At 64.2% G+C, this 18,821-nt stretch carries 17 protein-coding genes; 9 read left to right on the top strand and 8 right to left on the bottom strand.

The genetic code is table 11. The features are described from left to right. Positions 1-91: 91 nt before the first annotated feature. A complete protein-coding gene (locus tag ACH488_RS21375; RefSeq protein ID WP_397326597.1) occupies positions 92-2,245 on the bottom strand; it encodes a glycogen debranching N-terminal domain-containing protein in 2,154 nt (717 codons plus the stop codon). Between the two features lie 225 nt (positions 2,246-2,470). Between ACH488_RS21375 and ACH488_RS21370 the strand changes: the two genes are divergently transcribed. The 8 genes from ACH488_RS21370 to ACH488_RS21335 all read left to right on the top strand — a co-directional run bounded on the left by ACH488_RS21370 (position 2,471) and on the right by ACH488_RS21335 (position 9,797). Then, the gene (locus tag ACH488_RS21370; RefSeq protein ID WP_397326596.1) at positions 2,471-2,809 is read left to right on the top strand and encodes a hypothetical protein; all 339 of its coding nucleotides are present in this window, start codon (positions 2,471-2,473) and stop codon (positions 2,807-2,809) included. 76 nt (positions 2,810-2,885) lie between these two features. Beyond that, the gene (locus ACH488_RS21365; RefSeq protein WP_397326595.1) at positions 2,886-4,283 is read left to right on the top strand and encodes a cryptochrome/photolyase family protein; all 1,398 of its coding nucleotides are present in this window, start codon (positions 2,886-2,888) and stop codon (positions 4,281-4,283) included. 173 nt (positions 4,284-4,456) lie between these two features. Continuing rightward, a complete protein-coding gene (locus ACH488_RS21360) occupies positions 4,457-5,956 on the top strand; it encodes a CoA-acylating methylmalonate-semialdehyde dehydrogenase (protein ID WP_397326599.1) in 1,500 nt (499 codons plus the stop codon). Beyond that, positions 5,956-7,071: an enoyl-CoA hydratase/isomerase family protein gene (locus ACH488_RS21355; RefSeq protein ID WP_397326594.1), complete on the top strand. Its 1,116-nt coding sequence runs from the start codon at positions 5,956-5,958 to the stop codon at positions 7,069-7,071. Before ACH488_RS21360 ends, ACH488_RS21355 begins: the two co-directional genes overlap by 1 nt. Before the next feature lie 28 nt (positions 7,072-7,099). Further along, positions 7,100-8,023: a 3-hydroxyisobutyrate dehydrogenase gene (gene mmsB, locus ACH488_RS21350; RefSeq protein ID WP_397326593.1), complete on the top strand. Its 924-nt coding sequence runs from the start codon at positions 7,100-7,102 to the stop codon at positions 8,021-8,023. Positions 8,024-8,059: 36 nt separating this feature from the next. After that, positions 8,060-8,833 carry an enoyl-CoA hydratase gene (locus ACH488_RS21345; protein ID WP_397326591.1) on the top strand — a complete coding sequence of 258 codons (774 nt, stop codon included), beginning with the start codon at positions 8,060-8,062 and terminating at the stop codon, positions 8,831-8,833. Positions 8,834-8,948: 115 nt separating this feature from the next. After that, entirely contained in the window at positions 8,949-9,254 is a 306-nt protein-coding gene (locus ACH488_RS21340; protein WP_397326590.1) for a DUF4190 domain-containing protein, read from the top strand. Positions 9,255-9,587: 333 nt separating this feature from the next. Beyond that, positions 9,588-9,797 carry a hypothetical protein gene (locus tag ACH488_RS21335; RefSeq protein WP_397326589.1) on the top strand — a complete coding sequence of 70 codons (210 nt, stop codon included), beginning with the start codon at positions 9,588-9,590 and terminating at the stop codon, positions 9,795-9,797. Between the two features lies 1 nt (position 9,798). Here the strand turns inward: ACH488_RS21335 and ACH488_RS21330 are convergent, their stop codons facing one another. The 3 genes from ACH488_RS21330 to ACH488_RS21320 form a co-directional block, all read right to left on the bottom strand. Then, the gene (locus tag ACH488_RS21330) at positions 9,799-10,461 is read right to left on the bottom strand and encodes a TenA family protein (protein ID WP_397326588.1); all 663 of its coding nucleotides are present in this window, start codon (positions 10,459-10,461) and stop codon (positions 9,799-9,801) included. Between the two features lie 206 nt (positions 10,462-10,667). Beyond that, positions 10,668-11,177 carry a MarR family winged helix-turn-helix transcriptional regulator gene (locus tag ACH488_RS21325; protein ID WP_397326587.1) on the bottom strand — a complete coding sequence of 170 codons (510 nt, stop codon included), beginning with the start codon at positions 11,175-11,177 and terminating at the stop codon, positions 10,668-10,670. A 24-nt stretch (positions 11,178-11,201) separates the two neighbouring features. Further along, positions 11,202-12,920, bottom strand: a complete 1,719-nt coding sequence (locus ACH488_RS21320; protein ID WP_397326586.1) for an AMP-binding protein — start codon at positions 12,918-12,920, stop codon at positions 11,202-11,204. Between the two features lie 142 nt (positions 12,921-13,062). Here ACH488_RS21320 and ACH488_RS21315 point away from each other — a divergent pair, with 142 nt between their 5' ends. Further along, positions 13,063-14,277 carry an acyl-CoA dehydrogenase family protein gene (locus ACH488_RS21315; RefSeq protein ID WP_397326585.1) on the top strand — a complete coding sequence of 405 codons (1,215 nt, stop codon included), beginning with the start codon at positions 13,063-13,065 and terminating at the stop codon, positions 14,275-14,277. Positions 14,278-14,434: 157 nt separating this feature from the next. Here ACH488_RS21315 and ACH488_RS21310 read toward each other — a convergent pair whose 3' ends face one another. The 4 genes from ACH488_RS21310 to ACH488_RS21295 all read right to left on the bottom strand — a co-directional run bounded on the left by ACH488_RS21310 (position 14,435) and on the right by ACH488_RS21295 (position 18,472). Then, positions 14,435-16,252 carry a DUF222 domain-containing protein gene (locus ACH488_RS21310; protein WP_397326584.1) on the bottom strand — a complete coding sequence of 606 codons (1,818 nt, stop codon included), beginning with the start codon at positions 16,250-16,252 and terminating at the stop codon, positions 14,435-14,437. 159 nt (positions 16,253-16,411) lie between these two features. Then, positions 16,412-17,239: a peptidase M56 family protein gene (locus ACH488_RS21305; RefSeq protein WP_397326583.1), complete on the bottom strand. Its 828-nt coding sequence runs from the start codon at positions 17,237-17,239 to the stop codon at positions 16,412-16,414. Beyond that, positions 17,236-17,856 carry an RNA polymerase sigma factor gene (locus tag ACH488_RS21300; RefSeq protein ID WP_397326598.1) on the bottom strand — a complete coding sequence of 207 codons (621 nt, stop codon included), beginning with the start codon at positions 17,854-17,856 and terminating at the stop codon, positions 17,236-17,238. Before ACH488_RS21300 ends, ACH488_RS21305 begins: the two co-directional genes overlap by 4 nt. A 67-nt stretch (positions 17,857-17,923) precedes the next feature. Next, positions 17,924-18,472 (bottom strand): hypothetical protein, encoded by a 549-nt coding sequence (locus ACH488_RS21295; RefSeq protein ID WP_397326582.1) that lies wholly within the window; start codon positions 18,470-18,472, stop codon positions 17,924-17,926. Positions 18,473-18,821 lie beyond the last annotated feature (349 nt).

Genomic DNA, 18,821 nt, shown 5'->3' with positions numbered 1-18,821 from the left:
AATGCGGGCCCACTGCCCATCAGTCAAAACAGAAGTACGAGACACACATCAAGCATCCCCGCTAAAGAGCCCGGGTTTTAGGAGACACGCCCTAGTCCTGGGGCTTTCCCTGATGCGCCCACTCCACCAGCTCGGACATCCACGGCCGTTGTCCGTGGTGGACCGTGAGGCCATCGGGGATGCCGTGGACCGTGGCTCGGTTCCCTGAAGCATCGATCGTGATCCGGGCATCTCCCATGGGAGCGTTGCTGATGTGGAGATCCCCGAACTCGCGTGGAAGAACGGGATCCAGCCAGATGCCGCCCAGGGAAATGTGCGTGTCATAGCGCATGAGCGACGTAACCACGTGGATGGGAGTGGTGGCCGCCCACGCTTGCGGTGAACAGGCCGTGGGGTAGGGAACGGGTTCCGTGAACTGCCCCCGGTCGAAACCGCAGAAGAGCTCGGGTAACCGTCCGCCGGAGTACTCGGCAGCTTCCAGGAGCGCAGTGCCGATCCGCTGTGCCTCCTCGACGTACCCGTACCGCAGGAGCCCGGACATGATCAGGGCATTGTCGTGCGGCCAAACCGAGCCGTTGTGGTAACTGGCCGGGTTGTAGGCGGCCATGTCCGTGGCGAGGGTCCGGACACCCCAGCCGCTGAACATCCTGGGCGACATCAAGTGCTCCACCACGGACGGGACCTTGTCCTCGTCCATCAACCCGAACCAGAGACAGTGGCCCATGTTGGAAGCGCAGGCATCCACGGGCCGTTTGTCCCGGTCCAGGGCCACGGCGTAATAGCCCTTGTCCGGCAGCCAAAACTCCTCGTTGAATCTTTGCTTGAGGCGATCCGCGCGTTCCCGCAGCTCATTCGCCAACGCGAGGTCGCCGTCGTCGTACGCCATCCAGGCGCGCGCCACGTAGGCGCCGTGCACGTACGCCTGGACTTCGGCGAGGGCGATGGGCGCCTGCGCCAGGGTGCCGTCTGCGAAGTTGATGCCGTCCCAGGAGTCCTTCCAGCCCTGGTTGATGAGGCCGTGCTCGTTGGGCCGGCCATACTCCACGAAGCCGTCGCCGTCCCGGTCGCCATAGTTCCGGATCCAATCGAGGGCGCGGTCGGCGTTGGGCAGGAGGGCGGTGATGGTGTCCTTGGCGAATCCCCAACGGCTCACCGAACCGAGCACCACCACGAACAGGGGAGTGGCATCCACGCTGCCGTAATAGGCAGAGTTCCCTCGCAAGGCCTGCCCCGTGCTGACATCCAGGCGGACCTCGTGCAGGATCTTGCCCGGCTCTTCCTCGGTGTCCGGGTTGACCTCCGTGCCTTGCCGGTCGGCGAGCGTCCGCAGCGTGCCCAATGCCAAGGACGGGTCAACTGGCAGGGCCATCTCCGAGGCCCACAGCGAGTCGCGGCCGAACAGGGTCATGAACCAAGGGGCGCCGGCAGCCACCACCACCCTGTCCGGATGGTCCGGATCCTGGATACGCAGGGCTCCCAGGTCCTCGTAACTGCGGCGCAGCGTGCGCTCGATGGACCGGTTGCCGATCTGCAGGGCCGGGATCTTGGCAACCCATTCCTGCCGGCGCCGGTCGCTCGGTGACATCTCCCCGCCGGCCGGATGGGTGAACGGGACCGAACTCCCATCCAAGGTGGGGGCGACGCTCACGTGGGTGCTCCATTTACCGAACGGCGGAACCGTCACCCGGAAGCCCAAGGCCTTGGCCCCAACGCCTGCGCCTTCGGCCCGGATCACCACCGACTTCCTGATGCCCTCCCAGACGCCCCGGATTTCCAGCGAGTCGTTCTCGATGCGCCGGGTCTCGTGCCAGTCGCGGGTGATGCGGGCTTCCTTGACCTCGAACAGGTCCGCGAAATCGGCCTCGACCACCAGGGTGATGCGGCATTCCGCGGGCTGCCTGGAGTAGTTGCGCACCGTGATTTCCTCGAGGATCCCGGCGCCCACCTCCCGCAGGCGTTCCACCAGCAGCGGGCTGTCCGCGTACCCGTCGGCGCGTGGAACACGGCAGGCGAAGAGTGCTCGGTAGGGTTCCTTGGTCTCCGCTGCCAGGGATTCCAGGGGTTGATCGTTGATGGTCAGTTCCCAACGGGACAGGATCCGGGTATCAAGATGGAACACGCCGTGCGGAAGCTCCGGCCGGATGTCCCCGTTGGAGGCGGAGATGCAAAAGGACGAGCCCTCAACCAGCGTGACGGTTCCGGAACCCAAGGGACCGGCGGCCGTGTCAGCATTCCATCCAGCCACGTGAAGCTCCTTATTAAGCGTCGGCAGGGACGTACTCGACGCTACGCCGGAGGGCCCGCGGAAGCCATACCCGGCAGGCCCGGAAGCCGCGGAATCGCGCGCCGAAAGTCGCAACCGGGAGTTAACCTTCACCACGGCGTGTACGCGGGAAATAGCGTCTATAGTGAGACTTACAGTACTCGCTGATGCAGACCGGCGGCCCTTTTATGGCCGGAGGCCTATCCAATGACCGATACCCAAATTGGCGCATTCCTGCGGGAATGCGTTGTGTACGAAGAAGACAGCGAAGAGGGCCTGGACCTCGATGCCCTGTACGGCCTTTACATCAGCTGGTGCGTCCTGGGGAACAAGATTCCCGTACCTGACAGCGCCTTCCGCACTTCCGTCCGCCTCAACGGCGTGAAGCACCACAAGCGCGACGGCAACCGTTACTACCCGGGCTTGCGGATGGTGGGTGCCGCCGCCCGCGACTACGTCCTGAACAGCGTGCCCGCCGCCTACGAGGTCAGCGTGCCGCCGGTGCCGTTGTCCGACGAAGACGGGGTCCTCCCGGCCGCCGTCTGAGAACTCGCACAGCAGGTGCCCCTAAGATGCCTTCTTAGGGGCATTTGCCGTTTCTAGACCCGGAAGTGGGACTCAAGTGAAGCCATCCATCGTCTGGTTCCGTGACGATCTCAGGGTCCGGGACAATCCCGCCCTGCGTGCCGCCGTCGACGATGGAGCGGCCGTGGCCCTCTTCGTCCTCGATGAAGAATCGCCGGGAATCCGCCCGCACGGAGGCGCAGCGCGGTGGTGGCTGCACCACTCGTTGACGGCCCTGCGCGAGGACCTCGATGCGCTGGGCATCCCGCTGCTGCTGCGCCGCGGGCCCGCTGCGGAGGTCGTCCGGAAGACCACGACGGCGGCAGGTGCCGGCGCGCTGTACTGGAACCGGCGGTACGGCGAAGTGGAGCGGACCATCGACGCCGACATCAAGTCGTGGGCCGGGGATGAGGGGCTCCACGTGGAGAGCTTCCAGGCATCCCTCCTGCACGAACCGTGGAAGGTTTCCACCAAGACCGGCGGCCAGTACAAGGTTTTCACGCCCTTCTGGAAGGCCGTCTCCGCCCTGGACTTCCGCAAGCCGCTGGCCATCCCGGCCAAGGGGCACGGCTTCACTGGCGACCTTCCGGCCTACGAGGACCTGGAATCGTGGCACCTCCTGCCTACCAGGCCGGACTGGGCGGGTGGCCTGCGGGAGCGCTGGACCCCGGGGTCGGACGCGGGACACCAACGATTGAAGGCGTTTGTGGACCGGGGGCTGGACGGGTACAAGGACGGCCGTAACCGCCCGGATGAGGACGGCAGCAGTTGCCTTTCGCCGTACCTGCGCTGGGGTGAGCTCAGCCCGTTCGAGGTGTGGCATGCGTTGGGGGCCAGACGCTCTGAAAGCGCGGCGATTTATGCCTCAGAACTCGGCTGGCGGGAGTTCTGCTGGCACCAGTATTTCCACAACCCCACCCTGGCCACCGCCAACCTGCGCACCGAATTCGACCGGTTTCCCTGGGCCTGGCCGGGCGCGTCGGGCAGCGCGGAGGACGGCAAGCACCCCGGCCATGAGTCGGCCGCGGCGGAATTCCGGGCCTGGCAGAAGGGGGAGACCGGCTTTCCCATGGTTGATGCCGGGCAGCGCCAGTTGTGGCATATCGGGTGGATGCACAACCGGGTGCGCATGGTGGCTGCGAGCTTCCTGGTCAAGAACCTCGGTATCCATTGGCAAGTAGGCGAGCAGTGGTTCTGGGACACGCTGGTGGATGCCGATCCGGCCTCGAATCCGGCCAACTGGCAGTGGGTTGCCGGCTCGGGAGCGGATGCCTCTCCGTTCTTCAGGATCTTCAACCCGGAGGCCCAAAGGACCAGGTTCGATCCGCAGGGTAAGTACATCGCCCACTGGATTCCGGAGTTCGGAACGCCGGATTATCCGGAGGAAATCGTTGATCTGAAGACCACCCGGCAAGAGGCCCTGGAAGCGTACAAGGAGCTGAAGGAGGTGCACTGACACCCGCGCGGCTGCACGCGCGGGGCCCTCTGGAAATTAGTAGGAAGTCCGAGTATATTCGGGTTCAGAGATGATCTGGATCACAGTTGGCGATGTCTGCCACTGTGCTCCAGCCAGGCGCCACAGCCGATCGGCACGGCGATCATTCACGAATGCAAAGGAGCATTTCCACCATGGTGCGCGAGCTTTCACACTACGTAGACGGGCAACGGATCGACGGCACATCCGGCCGTTTCAGCGATGTCTACGATCCCTGCACGGGCGAGGTCCAGGCCAGGCTCCCGTTGGCCGGCGCCGAGGAGGTCCGCAACGCCATAGCCAACGCGGAGAAGGGCCAGCTCGAATGGGCGGCCATGAACCCGCAGCGGCGCGGCCGGATCCTGCTGAAGTTCGTGGACTTGGTCAACGAGAACATGGACGAGCTCGCCACGCTCCTCTCCTCCGAACATGGGAAGACCTTCGCCGACGCCAAGGGCGACATCCAGCGCGGCATCGAAGTGGTGGAGTTCTCCGCGGGAGCGCCGCACCTGCTCAAGGGTGAATTTTCGGACAGCGCTGGGCAGGGGATCGACGTCCACTCGCTGCGCCAGCCGCTGGGTGTGGTTGCCGGGATCACGCCATTCAACTTCCCGGCCATGATTCCTCTCTGGAAGTCCGGTCCTGCGCTCGCTGCCGGAAACGCGTTCATCCTGAAGCCGTCCGAACGCGATCCCTCCGTTCCCCTCCGGCTGGCCGAGCTGTACAGCGAGGCCGGGGTTCCCAACGGCGTCTTTAACGTCATCAACGGGGACAAGGAAGCCGTGGACGCGCTGCTCGAGGATCCCAGGGTCAAGGCCATCGGCTTTGTGGGTTCCACGCCGATCGCCCAGTACATCTACGCGACGGCGGCGGCGCACGGGAAGCGCGCGCAATGCTTCGGCGGCGCGAAGAACCACATGGTGGTCATGCCCGACGCCGACCTGGACATGGCTGCCGACGCCCTGATTGGTGCCGGGTACGGTTCCGCGGGCGAACGCTGCATGGCCATCTCCGTGGCGGTTCCGGTGGGGCAGGAAACCGCGGACGCCCTGGTGGCCAAGCTCACCGAGCGGGTCAAGGACCTCCGCGTGGGGCACAGCATGGACAAGGACGTGGACTTCGGCCCGGTGGTGGCGGCCTCGGCAAAGGAACGGATCGAGGGCTACATCCAGTCCGGCGTGGACGAGGGTGCAACACTGGTGGCCGATGGCCGTGGCCTCACGGTGGACGGGTACGACGGCGGCTTCTGGGTAGGCCCCACCTTGTTCGACAACGTCACCAAGGACATGAAGATCTACAAGGAAGAGATCTTCGGCCCCGTCCTCAGTGTGCTGCGCGCGGCCGACTATGACGAAGCGCTACGGCTCTGCAGCGAGCACGAGTTCGGCAACGGCGTCGCGATCTTCACCCGCGACGGCGACGCGGCGCGCGACTTCGCCAGCCGCGTCGAAGTGGGCATGGTGGGCATCAACGTTCCGATCCCGGTGCCGATCGCCTATTACACGTTCGGCGGCTGGAAGGCCTCCGGATTCGGCGACCTCAACCAACACGGCGCCGATGCGTTCCGTTTCTACACCAAGACCAAGACCGTCACCTCGCGGTGGCCCTCCGGCATCCGCCAGGGCGCCAGCTTCGTGATGCCGGCGGGCAGCTGATGGGAGAGGCGGGCAAGGAAACACGGCAGCAGGAGGAAGAAGTCCTTTTCGAGCGACGCGGCCATTTGGGGATCGTGACGCTCAACCGGCCCCGGGCAGTCAACGCCCTCAATGCGGGCATGGTGAAAGCCATGCTGCAGCAGTTGGCTGCCTGGGCTGATGACGATTCCGTCCGGACAGTCCTGGTGCGGGGCGCCGGTGACCGCGGTCTCTGTGCCGGCGGCGACATCGTGGCCATCTACAAGGACATGCTGCACGGCGGCACGGAAACGGCCGAATTCTGGGCCGACGAGTACCGGCTCAACGCCATGATCGCCAACTACCCCAAACCGTACGTCGCGTTCATGGACGGCCTGGTCCTCGGTGGCGGCGTCGGCGTGTCAGCCCACGGCTCGCTCCGGGTGGTCACCGAACGGACGCGAACCGGCATGCCGGAAACCACCATCGGGTTCGTGCCCGACGTCGGCGGCACCCTCTTGCTGTCCCGCGCGCCCGGGGAGGCGGGAACCCACGCTGCGCTGACGGGGGCGCACCTGACGGGTGCGGACGCGCTTTTCCTCGGGCTCGCGGACTCTTTCGTTCCGTCCGAAAGCCTCCCGGCACTTGCCGAAGCGCTGGAAAGCTCGACAGCGGCAGACGCCGTCGCGCGTTTTGCCCAAGCCGCACCGTATTCGCCTCTGGCGGCCCAGCAGGAGTGGATCGATTCCTGCTACGCGGGCGATGACGCCGAGGAGATCGTGCGGCGTCTGCGTGGGACCGGCGGCGAGGCCGCTGCTGCCGCGGACACCATCGAGGGCAAGTCGCCGACGTCGGTCAAGGTCACGTTGGAGTCGCTGCGGCGCGTGCGGGGGCTTTCGGTTGATCAGGGCATGACGCTCGAAGAGGCGCTCGACCAGGAGTACCGCGTGGGACTTCGTTGCCTGTCCGGTCCGGATTTCCGGGAAGGCATCCGCGCGCAGGTGGTGGACAAGGACCGCAACCCGCAGTGGAAGCCGGCGTCGCTCGCGGAAGTCCACAGGTCCGACGTCGAGGGCTACTTCGCGCCGCTCGGCGAACGGGAGTTGGGGCTGGCAGTGGGCAGGTCCAAAGCAGTTGAGCCAATCCCATCGAATTGAGCCAGTCCAATCCAGTTGAGGAGACGAAATGACAGAGAACGCAGCATCAGCAACGGGACTCATCGCTTTCCTCGGCCTCGGCCATATGGGTGGTCCTATGGCGGCCAACCTGATCAAGGCCGGGCACGAAGTGGTCGGTTACGATCCCGTCCCGGCAGCCGTGGAAGCGGCGAAAGCGCACGGAGTGCCCATGGCGGACTCGGCAGCCGACGCAGTCCGGGACGCCGCCGTGGTGTTGACGATGCTCCCCAGCGGCAAGCACGTATTGGACGCCTACCGCGGAGTGGGCGGGCCAGGACTGCTCTCAGTGGCCGGGCCGGACACGCTGTTCCTGGATTGTTCCACCATCAACGTTGACGAGGCCCGGGAAGCTGCATCGCTGGCGGTGGATGCCGGGCACCGTTCCGTAGATGCTCCCGTGTCCGGTGGGGTGGTGGGCGCTGAGGCCGGGACTCTGACATTCATGGTGGGCGCCTTGCCGGAGGACTTCGAGACCGTGAAGCCGATCCTTGAACTCATGGGCAAGCAGATTGTCCACTGTGGCGACCACGGGGCGGGGCAGGCCGCGAAGGTGTGCAACAACATGATCCTGGGCGTGTCCATGATCGCCGTGTCCGAGGCTTTCGTGCTCGGCGAAAAACTGGGCCTCACGCATCAGGCCTTGTTCGACGTCGCGTCCAACGCCTCGGGGCAGTGCTGGGCGCTGACCACCAACTGTCCAGTTCCCGGTCCCGTGCCCACAAGTCCTGCCAACCGCGATTACCAGCCCGGGTTCGCGGGTGCCCTGATGGCCAAGGACCTGCGCCTGGCGGTGAATGCCCTGGAGAGCACGGGCGTGGCGGCCGAAATGGGTCCCTTGGCCTCACGGATTTACGATGCTTTTGCTGCTGGGGAGGGTGCTGCCCGGGATTTCTCCGGCATCATCACCGATATCCGTGAAAAGTCTGAGTGAGGATTGTTGGTGACCATTGCTGCGGAGAGGGAGAGTATGACGTTCGAGAACATTCTGGTGGAGCGCCGGGGCCGGGTTGGCCTGGTGACACTGAACCGGCCGTCGGCGTTGAATGCGTTGAACACTGCGCTCATGAATGAACTCGTTGCGGCGGTGACGGACATGGACGGGGATCCGGGCGTGGGCGCCGTGGTGGTCACGGGATCCGCCAAGGCCTTCGCTGCCGGTGCCGACATCAAGGAAATGTCCTCCAACAGCTACATGGAGATGTACGCCGCCGACTGGTTCCGGCACTGGGAGGATCTCACGCGTTTGCGGATCCCGGTGATCGCCGCGGTGTCCGGGTTTGCCTTGGGTGGAGGCTGTGAACTGGCCATGATGGCCGATTTCATCATCGCCGGGGACAACGCAAAGTTCGGCCAACCGGAGATCAACCTGGGAGTGATCCCGGGGATGGGTGGCTCCCAACGACTTACCCGGGCCGTGGGCAAGGCCAAAGCCATGGACATGGTCCTCACGGGGCGCTTCATGGATGCCGACGAAGCCGAGCGTTCCGGACTGGTCTCGCGCGTGGTGCCCGCCGCCGAGGTGGTGGATGAAGCGTTGAAGGCGGCGGAGGTCGTCGCTTCGAAGTCCAAGCCGGCCGCGATGGTGGCCAAGGAGGCCGTCAATGCGGCCTTTGAGATGGGGCTCGCGCAAGGCGTGGTCTTTGAGCGCCGGGTGTTCCACTCACTGTTCGCCACTGAGGACCAGAAGGAAGGCATGGCCGCGTTTGCCGAGAAGCGGCAACCGGAGTTCAAACACCGTTGAGTGGCCCATTGTGCGCGTCATTTTTGGATTGGCGCGCGCACAACAGGCCTTGCAACGCGGAAACGGCGAGTGCCCCGGTTAGACTCCTTGGCACGGACCAAATGGGGAGAGAAACATGTCAATGGAGAGTGTTCGCGCCGAATCGTCGGAAACCGGAGCGGAGCCCGCAGGGGAGAGCCAGCCGGTCAACAACCTCGCCATCGTCTCGGCGGCCATGGCGGCACTGGCGGTAGTGGGGTTGTTCCTCGCCGGCATGGCCATCATCGCCGTTTTCGTGGTGGGCGCCGGTCACGTTGCGTTAAAGCAGATTGAACAGCGCGGAGAGCGCGGACGTCCCTTCGCCATCTCGGCCTTGGTTGTCGGCTACGGAATCGCGGCCCTGTCCCTGGTCTCCGCGCTCATCTACACGTTCACCCGGTAGGGCGCAGCTCACTGGCGTTTCTGCGTCACTAACAGCCCATTCCGTCACTAATCGGGGGCGGGCCGGCATGAGGGCGGGCCCCATCGACCGTGAACGGGGATCACCATGACGTGGCAATTCTGCGACAACCACCGCTGTCCGGACAGCTGGCACTGGACCGACCTTGCCGGGGTCCTTGAACAGTGTCTGCGGTGGTGGACCACAGCGAAGAGGCGAACCCCCATGGTCCATTGCTAAGTATGCTGATAATATAGGTGTGCCGAGACAGAAGAAGACGTACAAGGGCTGGCTTGCCGGGGGGTGTCAGTAATGACGGAGCGGAAGGTTCGGGACGTGGTGAATCAGGAGAGTGTCCGGCGGGAGGCGACGGATGTCCTCGCCGAAGGTGACCTGACCCTGACTGACCTGTGGATCGAGTTCTTTGCCCGCGGCGGCATGGCAGGCGCAGAAGAGTTCGAAGCCTTCATCCAAGGAATCATGCCGGTGGAAAGCACCGATCTGCAGATCCTCGACCTCACGCTGGTGGAACTGCAGAGTCCCTGACTCAGCCCACCGGCGACGACTCCAGTGCGGCGTCGAAAAATTCACGTTCCAGGCGCACCGCCTCGCGGAACGTCGTAGCAACGCGCCCGCGCACCTCGGCAGACGCAGGCTCGACGGCGTCAAACTCCTCGCGCAGCCACGTCACCCACGCGTTGTACCCGGGGTTGTTGTGCAGGCGGATCCAATCAGCGTGCTTCGGTGCGGCAGGCCAGGTGGTGGCCTCTCCGGCCCGCGCGGCCCAGTCACCATACAGCCATTCGGCGACGAGCAGGACTGCAAGGACGTCCGGATAGGAACGGGTTTCCAGCGCGCTGCGCATCAGCGCGTCGAAGGAACGGGTTGCTGCTCCCAGTTCCGGTGCGAGCCTGTCCTCCTCCGGGACGCCAAGTTGGTCGAAGCTGTCCTGGAAATAGGTGTTCTCATCCGAGGCGAAGGCGCCCAGGACCTTGGCGAACACCAGCCGCGACGGGAGTGACGGGGCTGAGGCAACTGCCTGGCCCAGGAGTGCGGTGAAGGCATCGCAGAACTGGTAATCCTGCACCAGGTACCGGCGGAGGTCCTCGTCTGCGAGGCTGCCATCGATCAACCGGTCAACGAAGGGATGATTGATGGCCGCGTCCCAGTCGGCGGCGGAGGCGTTCTTCAGTTCTTCGGCAAAGCCCATGCGTGCGTGCTCCTGGTGCTCGGTTGAATGGCTTTCCAACCGTAGCCTGCAACGTCCCGGCGGCGTGAAGTATGGCGCTATACACCGTGCCGTGCAGGAGTTCGGAGAGCCGGTCAGCGTCACGTCCCCGTCGGAGCCCAGCGCCTTGAGAGGTCAGGCCAGGAAGCATCCCGTCGCCCGCCAACGCGACGGCGCTGACCTGAGCGCTAATCGTCGGTGAAATCCCCGGCATCCCTGCGGAAGGTGCCGAGGACGCGGATGAGGTGATCGACGTCGTCGTCCTGGAAGCCCGACTTGCCGAAAACCTCGGCGTTGAGCGCCGCCGTCGCTTTTTTCGCAAGGGTGCGGCCCTCGGCGGTGAGCTCGATCAGCGTGGTCCTGCCGTCCGTGGGGTGCGGCGAACGGGCCACCAAGGCGGCTCGTTCCAAACGGTCGACGGCGTTGGTCACCGAGGTGGGATGCACCTGCAGGAGGGCGCTGGCTTTGTTCATGGGCAAGGCGCCGCTTCGGGCGAAGCTGAGCAGGGCCAGGAGTTCGTAGCGCGCGAAGGTCAGGCCGAACGGTTTGAGGACCGTTTCGATGCGGGCCAACAGGATCTGCTGTGTTCGCATGATCGCGGTGATGGCAGCCATGGGCGCGGCGACATCGCCCCAACCATGCCGTTCCCAGTTCCGCTGGGCGTCGGCAATGGGGTCTCGGGGGAGCGGGTTGCCCATGGGCCTCCTTGGTGGTGTGGGGGACTAGTCTTTCAGATTCGGGAACTCTTCTTCCGTGTATTCCACGCCCAATCCTGAGGGCAGCGGTCCGTCTCCATGCCGTTTGATCTCCGTGCCGCGCAGCTCAACCCGGCGGATCTTGCCTGAGATGGTCTTCGGCAGTTCGCCGAATTCCAGCCTGCGGATCCTCTTGAATGGTGCAAGGTGCTCCCGGGCGTAACGGAGGATGTCCTCGGCGACGGCGGGCCCGGGTTCGTAGCCGGAAGCGAGCACCACGAACGCTTTGGGCACCGAGAGCTTCACCGCGTCGGGCGATGGTACGACGGCGGCCTCCGCCACTGCGGGGTGTTCGATCAGGACGCTTTCGAGTTCGAAAGGCGACAGGCGGTAGTCCGATGACTTGAAGACGTCGTCGTCCCGGCCGACGTAGGTGATCACACCGTCAGCGTCACGGCTGGCCATATCGCCGGTGTGGTAGTAGCCGTCACGGAAGGCTTCCGCCGTTTTCGCTTCGTCGCCAAAGTAGCTTTTCATGAGTCCCACGGGCCGCGGGTCCAAGCGCAAGCAGAGCTCGCCGTCGTCGGCTTCCTCTCCGGTGACCGGGTCCACCAGGACGACGTCGTACCCGGGTAGTGGCCGCCCCATGGAACCGATCTTCACCGGCTGTGCAGGGGTGTTGGCGATCTGGACGGTGGTCTCGGTCTGACCGAAGCCGTCCCGGATGGTCACGCCCCAGGCTTCCTCCACCTGGCCGATCACCTCCGCGTTGAGGGGTTCGCCTGCGGAGACAACCTTGTGCGGCGGGTTCTTCAGTTGCGTGAGGTCCGCCTGGATGAGCATCCGCCACACCGTGGGCGGGGCGCAGAAACTTGTGACACCCTCGCGGTCCATCTGTTCCATGAGGGCTGTGGCACTGAAGCGATCGTAGTTGTAGATGAAAACGGAGGCCTCGGCGATCCACGGGGTGAAAACGTTGGACCACGCGTGCTTGGCCCAGCCGGGAGAAGCGACATTGAGGTGGATGTCGCCGGGTTCCACACCGATCCAGTACATGGTGGACAGGTGGCCCACCGGGTAGGAGGTGTGGGTGTGCTCCACCAGCTTGGCCCGCGATGTGGTGCCCGAGGTGAAGTAAAGCAGCAGCGTCTCGTCCGCATGTGTGGGGGCATCGGGAGTGAAGTCCGTGCCGGCGTCGTGGGAGTCTTCGTACTGTTTCGCGTCAGCGTTGGTACGTTGCCCGCCCACCTCGATAAGCGTGTAGTTTCCAGTGACCTCGGCGAACTTGCCGATGTTTCCGCTGCCGACAGCAACCCATGCCGCCCCGCCGCGCTCCACCCGGTCCTGCAGGTCGCGGGCGCCCATGAGCGTGGTGGTGGGGATCAGGACGATGCCGAGCTTGATGCCCGCCAGCATGAGCTCCCACAGTTCCACCTGGTTGCCCAGCATCACGATCATGTGCTCGCCGCGTTTCACGCCTTGGCCCCGCAGCCAGTTGGCCACTTGGGAAGACCTCTCCGACAACTCCTTGAACGTGCGCCGGGTGGAACTGCCGTCCTGCTCGACGATCACGAGTGCTGCTTGGTTTTGCCGTTCCGGGGTTGCGGCGATCTGGTCGAACCAATCCAAGCCGAAGTTGAAATGCTCGAAACGGGGCCACTGGAACTCGCTGTGGGCCTGCCCGTAATTCTCGCGAAGCTCAAGCAGGCGGTCGCGGGCCGCACGGAAGTCGTCGGTGACTGTCATAGTCCGCCTTTCGCTGGGGCATCGACGCCGGACCTGGCGTTCGTGGGCCGCTGAGCCGGCCTAGTGATCCACATCACCTTGCAATATACTAGGACATCCAAGGGTTTGGAAGAGCCTGCGCGGGACATGACGAAGGGGTCACATGCTCGACGAAAAAGCCGGCACGGCCACAAGCGGTGCGGCCAAGGAAAATGTTCTCCCTCCTTATCCGGAGGCGGACCTGATGTACGTGGTGGACCTGCTCCCCGACGGGGAACGCGCCCGCTACGCCGAGGTGCGCGAGTTCCTTCAGGGACAGGTGCGGGCCGCCAGCATCGACTACTGGAACCGGGAAGAGTTCCCCTTTGGCTTGCTGGCCGACATGGCCAAGTTTGGGCTCGGGAGGCTGCAAACGGATGGCTCATCGAAGCTCTTCAAAGGGCTCATGTACACCGAGGTTGCCAGAGCGGACGTATCGCTCTCCGCGTTGGTGGGCATCCACAACGAGCTCATCGTCGGAATGATCCACGAGTTAGGGTCCCCCGAGCAGAAACAGCGGTGGCTGCCGGGGCTCGAGTCCTTCACACAACTGGGCGCCTTCGCGCTCACGGAGCCGGACCACGGCTCGGACATCGCCGGAGGGCTCTCGACGACGGCGCGGCGCGACGGCGGCGAATGGGTCATCAGCGGCGCCAAGCGCTGGATCGGAGCCGGTACCATCGCGGACTTCGCCCTGGTGTGGGCCCGCGATGAAGCCGACGGGCACGTCAAGGGGTTCATCGTGGAGACGGACCGAAGCGGTTACGCGGCAACAAAGATCACGCACAAGATCGGCCTGCGCATCATGCAGAACGCGGACATCGTCCTGGACGAGGTCCGGGTGCCCCTGGACAATCTCCTTCCCGGCGCCACCGAGTTTTCCCGCGCCAACGATTTGTTGCGCGATTCCCGGGCGTGGGTTGGATGGCAGGCTGCGGGGATCCAGCTCGCGGCCTTCGACGTCGCCCGAAGCTATGCGTTGAGCCGGTTCCAGTTCGGCCGGGAGCTGGCACGCTTCCAGCTTGTCCAGCAACAGCTCGCGGACATTCTGGGCAATGCCCACGCCTCGCTGTCGTTGATGGTGGAACTCGCCCGGATCCAGCAAGCGGGAAAGCTGGAGATGGTCCAGGCTGCCATGGCCAAGGCCACCACCACCCGTTTGGCCCGTGCCTCTGTGGCGATGGGGCGCTCGCTGTTGGGCGGCAACGGGATCACCACGGATTACGAGATGGGGAAACTCTTCGGAGACGCCGAGATCCTCTACACCTACGAGGGCAGCTACGAGATCAACTCGATGATCGTAGCCCGGGCGGTGACTGGCAAGTCCGCGTTTGTGTGAGGGGCACATGCACTGCTCCTGTCCTCGATACCTTGTGCGCTCTTGGTCCTGATGCCTCTGTGTGCCGGCGGTCGTGCTCCGGGTCCGCTCGCCGCGCGGGATGTGCATGCGGTCCTGGTACATCCGCAGTGCAGGTCGAATCCACGCGCGCGGCAGCCTATCTCCGCATGGGTCTGTGGTGGTGGTTTCGTCGTGGTGTTTGGGTGGGGTCGATGTGTGGTGGTGGGGTGAACCAGGGGATGCCGTTGTTGGTGGTGATTTTCCATTGTTCTTTGTGGATGAGGTGGTGGTGGTGTGAGCAGAGGAGGACGCCGTTGTCGATGCTGGTGGGTCCGCCGTGTGACCAGTAGGTGATGTGGTGGGCTTCGCACCAGGGGGCGGGCATGGTGCAGTCGGGGAAGGCGCAGCCTTGGTCGCGGGCGTTGAGGGCTTTGCGGATGTTCGGTGGGAAGATCCGGGTGGTGCGGCCGATGTCCAGGATTTGTCCGTCGCTGCCGAGCAGGACGGGGAGGATGTCGGCGTCGCAGGCGATCTTGCGCAGGGTGCTGGGGTGGATCGGGCCGGCGAAGGTGGCTGATGCGCTGCTGAGTCTCCCGCCGGTGCTGCTCGTGGCGTCGGCGCCGCTGCCAGCGCCGCTGCCCGTGTTGTCGGCTTGCCTGTGGTTGTGGGGTGGTGTGGTGGGGTTGGTTTGGAGGTGGGGGAGGAGTTCGTGGGCGTGGATGTAGGTGGTGAGTTGGGGTTTGAGGCCGCCGTTGGCTGGGAGGCGGCCTGTTTTCAGGGCCAGTGCGCAGCCGCCGACGAGGCCGTCAAGGAGTTTCTGGGCTCGTGAGCGGCGGTCCAGTTCCACGACCTGCCCGGCCTGCCCGGCCTCCCCGGTTTGTCCGACAGGTTCGGTTTGTCCGGCCTGGTCGGTGAGATTGGCGGTTGTGGTGGTTCCGAGTGTCGTGGCGGTGGCTTCTTGGGGTGTGGTTGTTTGGGCTCGTTGATCCGTGGTGTTGGGGGTGAGGCGGGGGTTGGTGGCGGTGTTCATGATGGTGGCGAGGGTTTCGTATTGTTCGGCGGTGGCGAAGATTTCGATGTGGTGGAGTCCGCGTCGGGGTTTGCGGATGAAGGCGCCTTGGAGGGTTCGGAGTTCTTCTTCGCTGGGTTCGGGGCCGTCTTGGTCGATTCGGTTGATCCAGCGGCGGGCGGTTTTGCTGACGAAGTCGGGGTCGGTTTCGATTCCGGTGCGGGTCAGGGCGTGTTCCATGGCGGTGAGGGTGTCGGGGTGGGCGATGAGTGCTACTTGGTCCAGGGCGCCGGTGATGATGGTCGCTGCGCGGGAGGGTATGAGTGTGGTGGTCAGGGCTTGTGCGAGTTCGGGGTGCCGGGGTGGGAGGGGTTCGCCGGTGAGGGTGGTGGTGGGCAGGAGGGTCGCGGCTTGGGACAGGCGGCGTCGGGCTTCGCGGATCTCGATCCGCAGCCGGGCGCGAAGGAACTCCGCGGCGTTCCGGTACCCGTCATCAAGAACGGAGCCTTGGGCCGTGCTCCCTGCGGTTTGACGGCCGTGATCGGCGGGTGTGTCGTTCCCGGTCCAGCCGGTCAGCCACCCGCTGGTGCCGCCCACTGCGGGTACGGCGCGGGCGTGTTTGGCTTCTTCGCGGGTTCGTTCCACGGCCTGGGCCGCGACGATCTGCAGGTACTCGATGGAGCGGGCGAGTTCCTCGACCCGGCCAGCGAAATCCGCCGCTTCACCGAAATCGAACAAACGCGCTGCCGGGAGGGCCGCATCCCGGAGGGTCTCAAGGGCCGCGGCACTATCGTCAAGGGCGTCGGCACTATCTCGAACGGCTGCGCCACGAGTTCCAGAGGGCGCGGCTCCTATTCCAACAGCAGCCGCCCCATTTTCCATGGCGGCAACGCCGGCAACCGGGTGGGCAGCACCGACGTCGGGCGAACCCGCCCGTATCGCTTCTACTAGCCCGCTGACTCCCATGAATCAAGCCTGTCACGGCGGCTAACCCCCGTAACGGGTCCCCTTGCCGTATGTGGAAAACTGTCATTTCCGAAGCTGACTGTACAAAACCCCGCGTTGTTCCAGGACCTGTGCAGAGGTCGCTACTCCCCTTCGCAGGAGGCGAACGCCCGGGACCGTTCATTGCGTGCCTGACGAGGACTTCCCCTCCTGTCCGTCTTCGAATGGGGGAGGGCCTCCGCCGATGACGAATTCACCAACGACGGTCTTGCCGTCGACGTCGTAGACGGGGATGGATACGGGGGCGTCACCGCGTGCTTCCTGCCAAGCCAAGGCATCGGCAGGACTTTTGAAGGTCTTCATCGCGGCCGTCCCGGTCGCCTCTTCCAAATCAGTGTTGTAGACGTAGCCACGAACGTTGTTCGTGGCTAGCACGGCAACCAAGTCTGGTGCTCCGTTCTCGTTCTCCATTCCGTAGGTCTTGCCGTCTTTGTTGATGGCCCACTCAGTTGTTTCCTGTTTCACGTACTGAACGGTGATTTCCCAGCGGGTGATCGAGCCGGTGCTGATGGTGATGCTGGTTTCACCAGGTATCAGGGGGTTGATGCCGCGGGCGGTCGAAGGCCCGCGGAGCAGATCCTCGCTCGTGCAGCCCAAACCGCCCCCTCTGTCACCGATCTTCAGGTACCCGGGTGTTAGGCAGGTCAGTTTCATCTCTACACCGGTTGCTTCTGATGGTGGTTCCCCCAGATCGATAGTGGCCGTACCCGCATAGGTTCCGGTGATGGGTTTGGACAGGGACGTGACCTCTTGGCCGCCGGGCATCACGAAGTATCCTGCGGTGGCTGCGCCCACGCCGCCCACGAGTCCGATGCCTGCCACGGTGCAGGCGCCCAGCCACAGGCGGAGACGCTTGCGCCGGTGGGCCGGTGATGCTTTCCGGACACGTGAGACAAGTTCTGCGCGCAGTGCCTGACTCAAGGCCTCGTTCGGTTGAAGCTGGTTCATGACCGGCCTCCTTCCAATGCTGGTGCCGGTTGAGCCGCGCTGGCGAACGCCGCTCTCATTCGCTGCCGGGCACGGTGCATACGTGATTTCGCTGCCTCGGGTGTCAGCTGCAGGACGGCCGCAGCGTCGGCGATGGTGTACTCCTCGAAGACGACCAGACTGACCAGATGCAGGTCGAGCTCGTTCAGCGTGTTCAATGCTTTGGCCGCATCCAGGTCCATTTCGTTTTGAAGAAAAGGCTCGTCCGCGCCGTTGCCAACCTCTTCAGCACGGGGGAGGGAGTCCAGCAACTTCCGGTATCGGAAGCTTGCTCTCTTGGTGTTGCGGGCAACGTTGGTAGTGGTCACCAACAACCAGGGGAGGACTGAATTATCGACCAGCCGCACCTTGGATCGGCGCCGCCACAACTCCAGGAACGTGGTGGACATGATGTCTTCCGCATCATGCCTGTCTCCGGTGAGACGGTAAGCGTGCCGGAAGACACGGTCCCGGTGTCGGTCAAACAACCGTCCGAAGGCGTTACCGTCACCTCGAAGGCTTTTCTGCCAGAGCTGGCCGTCGCCGGTTTCTTTGGTCCCCATGCCCTGTATTGTCCGGCGACGGTCAAAAGGTTTCACAATGCCCAAGAAATCTGTAGATCGACGAACCCGCTAGGCATAAACGCGAAGAGAAACCCTACAGAGGTTATGAGCGTGCAATCTGTTGCAGCGCCCTGCCGTAGGCAAGAGGGTCATTCCGGGTTGCGGCCGATACTGCAATGTGTCGATGGGTAACTCGGCGGGCGAAGTACCCCTCGTACGGCAGCACGATGATGCTGTCCACACCGCTTTCCCAGGCGGGGATCAGGTCTGCCAAATTCCGGCGCTCTGCCTCGCTGGGAGGAATTTGGATAAGACTGTTTTGCCAGTAGTTGAAGGCATCGAAATCAAGGCCGTCCCGGTCGTATTCCGTGGTCCAAAGCGGGGGGACGAGCGGATGAAGTTCCTGCCCTGGCCGTAACACTTGGCGCAAGAGTTCCTGGGTGGGGTGCTTTGATCGGTTCGGTTCCTGAATTTTGTACCAGCTCCATGTCCGCTCCCATGCCAGAATCCAGCGTTCTGTCCATTCGTCGCTGCTGCTGGACACTGGCATTTTGGATGCTCCCAGGTCGGGAGCTGGACTCAGTGTCGGAATGTCTACGTCATGCGCAATCGTCCAGGAATGCCGGACGAACAGCAACAGATTCAGCGACAAAGGATGATCATCTACAGAGATCCACATGTCATGTGGCCACGGCCGCTCTTGCCTCGGCACTTTCGATCGCCTCCCGACTCCCTGCTCGATCGCGTCCGGCGCGTTATCCGTTTAGCATCGCACCGGCCATTTCTCCTGTAAACGCAACGTGCACGTAAGTATCCAAAGAGAAATGAACTGACTCTGCCGGGATGACGCACGGGCAATGCACTGGCCGCCGACCCGGCACCAGTAGGCCCGCCATCTTGCTTGGTCACTGTTAGCGGCCATGAAAAACTGCCCATAGGCGGCCACGAAAATGCCCACTGACGGCCAGTAAAACTGCCCACCGGTGGCCATGAGATCTGCC

The organism is Paenarthrobacter sp. NPDC018779 (genome assembly GCF_044391085.1).
Classification (GTDB): Bacteria; Actinomycetota; Actinomycetes; order Actinomycetales; family Micrococcaceae; genus Arthrobacter.
The sequence above is the reverse complement of the archived record's forward strand: the minus strand, read 5'-3'. Positions and strand labels throughout refer to the sequence as shown.

Bases quoted from the DNA above. Each gene is read 5' to 3' on its own strand.
- ACH488_RS21320 (WP_397326586.1), bottom strand. From the start codon at position 12,920: ATGACAGTCACCGACGACTTCCGTGCGGCCCGCGACCGCCTGCTTGAG.
- ACH488_RS21355 (WP_397326594.1), top strand. From the start codon at position 5,956: ATGGGAGAGGCGGGCAAGGAAACACGGCAGCAGGAGGAAGAAGTCCTT.
- ACH488_RS21305 (WP_397326583.1), bottom strand. From the start codon at position 17,239: ATGAACCAGCTTCAACCGAACGAGGCCTTGAGTCAGGCACTGCGCGCA.
- ACH488_RS21310 (WP_397326584.1), bottom strand. From the start codon at position 16,252: ATGGGAGTCAGCGGGCTAGTAGAAGCGATACGGGCGGGTTCGCCCGAC.
- ACH488_RS21325 (WP_397326587.1), bottom strand. From the start codon at position 11,177: ATGGGCAACCCGCTCCCCCGAGACCCCATTGCCGACGCCCAGCGGAAC.
- ACH488_RS21345 (WP_397326591.1), top strand. From the start codon at position 8,060: ATGACGTTCGAGAACATTCTGGTGGAGCGCCGGGGCCGGGTTGGCCTG.
- ACH488_RS21340 (WP_397326590.1), top strand. From the start codon at position 8,949: ATGTCAATGGAGAGTGTTCGCGCCGAATCGTCGGAAACCGGAGCGGAG.
- ACH488_RS21315 (WP_397326585.1), top strand. From the start codon at position 13,063: ATGCTCGACGAAAAAGCCGGCACGGCCACAAGCGGTGCGGCCAAGGAA.
- ACH488_RS21360 (WP_397326599.1), top strand. From the start codon at position 4,457: ATGGTGCGCGAGCTTTCACACTACGTAGACGGGCAACGGATCGACGGC.
- ACH488_RS21370 (WP_397326596.1), top strand. From the start codon at position 2,471: ATGACCGATACCCAAATTGGCGCATTCCTGCGGGAATGCGTTGTGTAC.
- mmsB (WP_397326593.1), top strand. From the start codon at position 7,100: ATGACAGAGAACGCAGCATCAGCAACGGGACTCATCGCTTTCCTCGGC.
- ACH488_RS21330 (WP_397326588.1), bottom strand. From the start codon at position 10,461: ATGGGCTTTGCCGAAGAACTGAAGAACGCCTCCGCCGCCGACTGGGAC.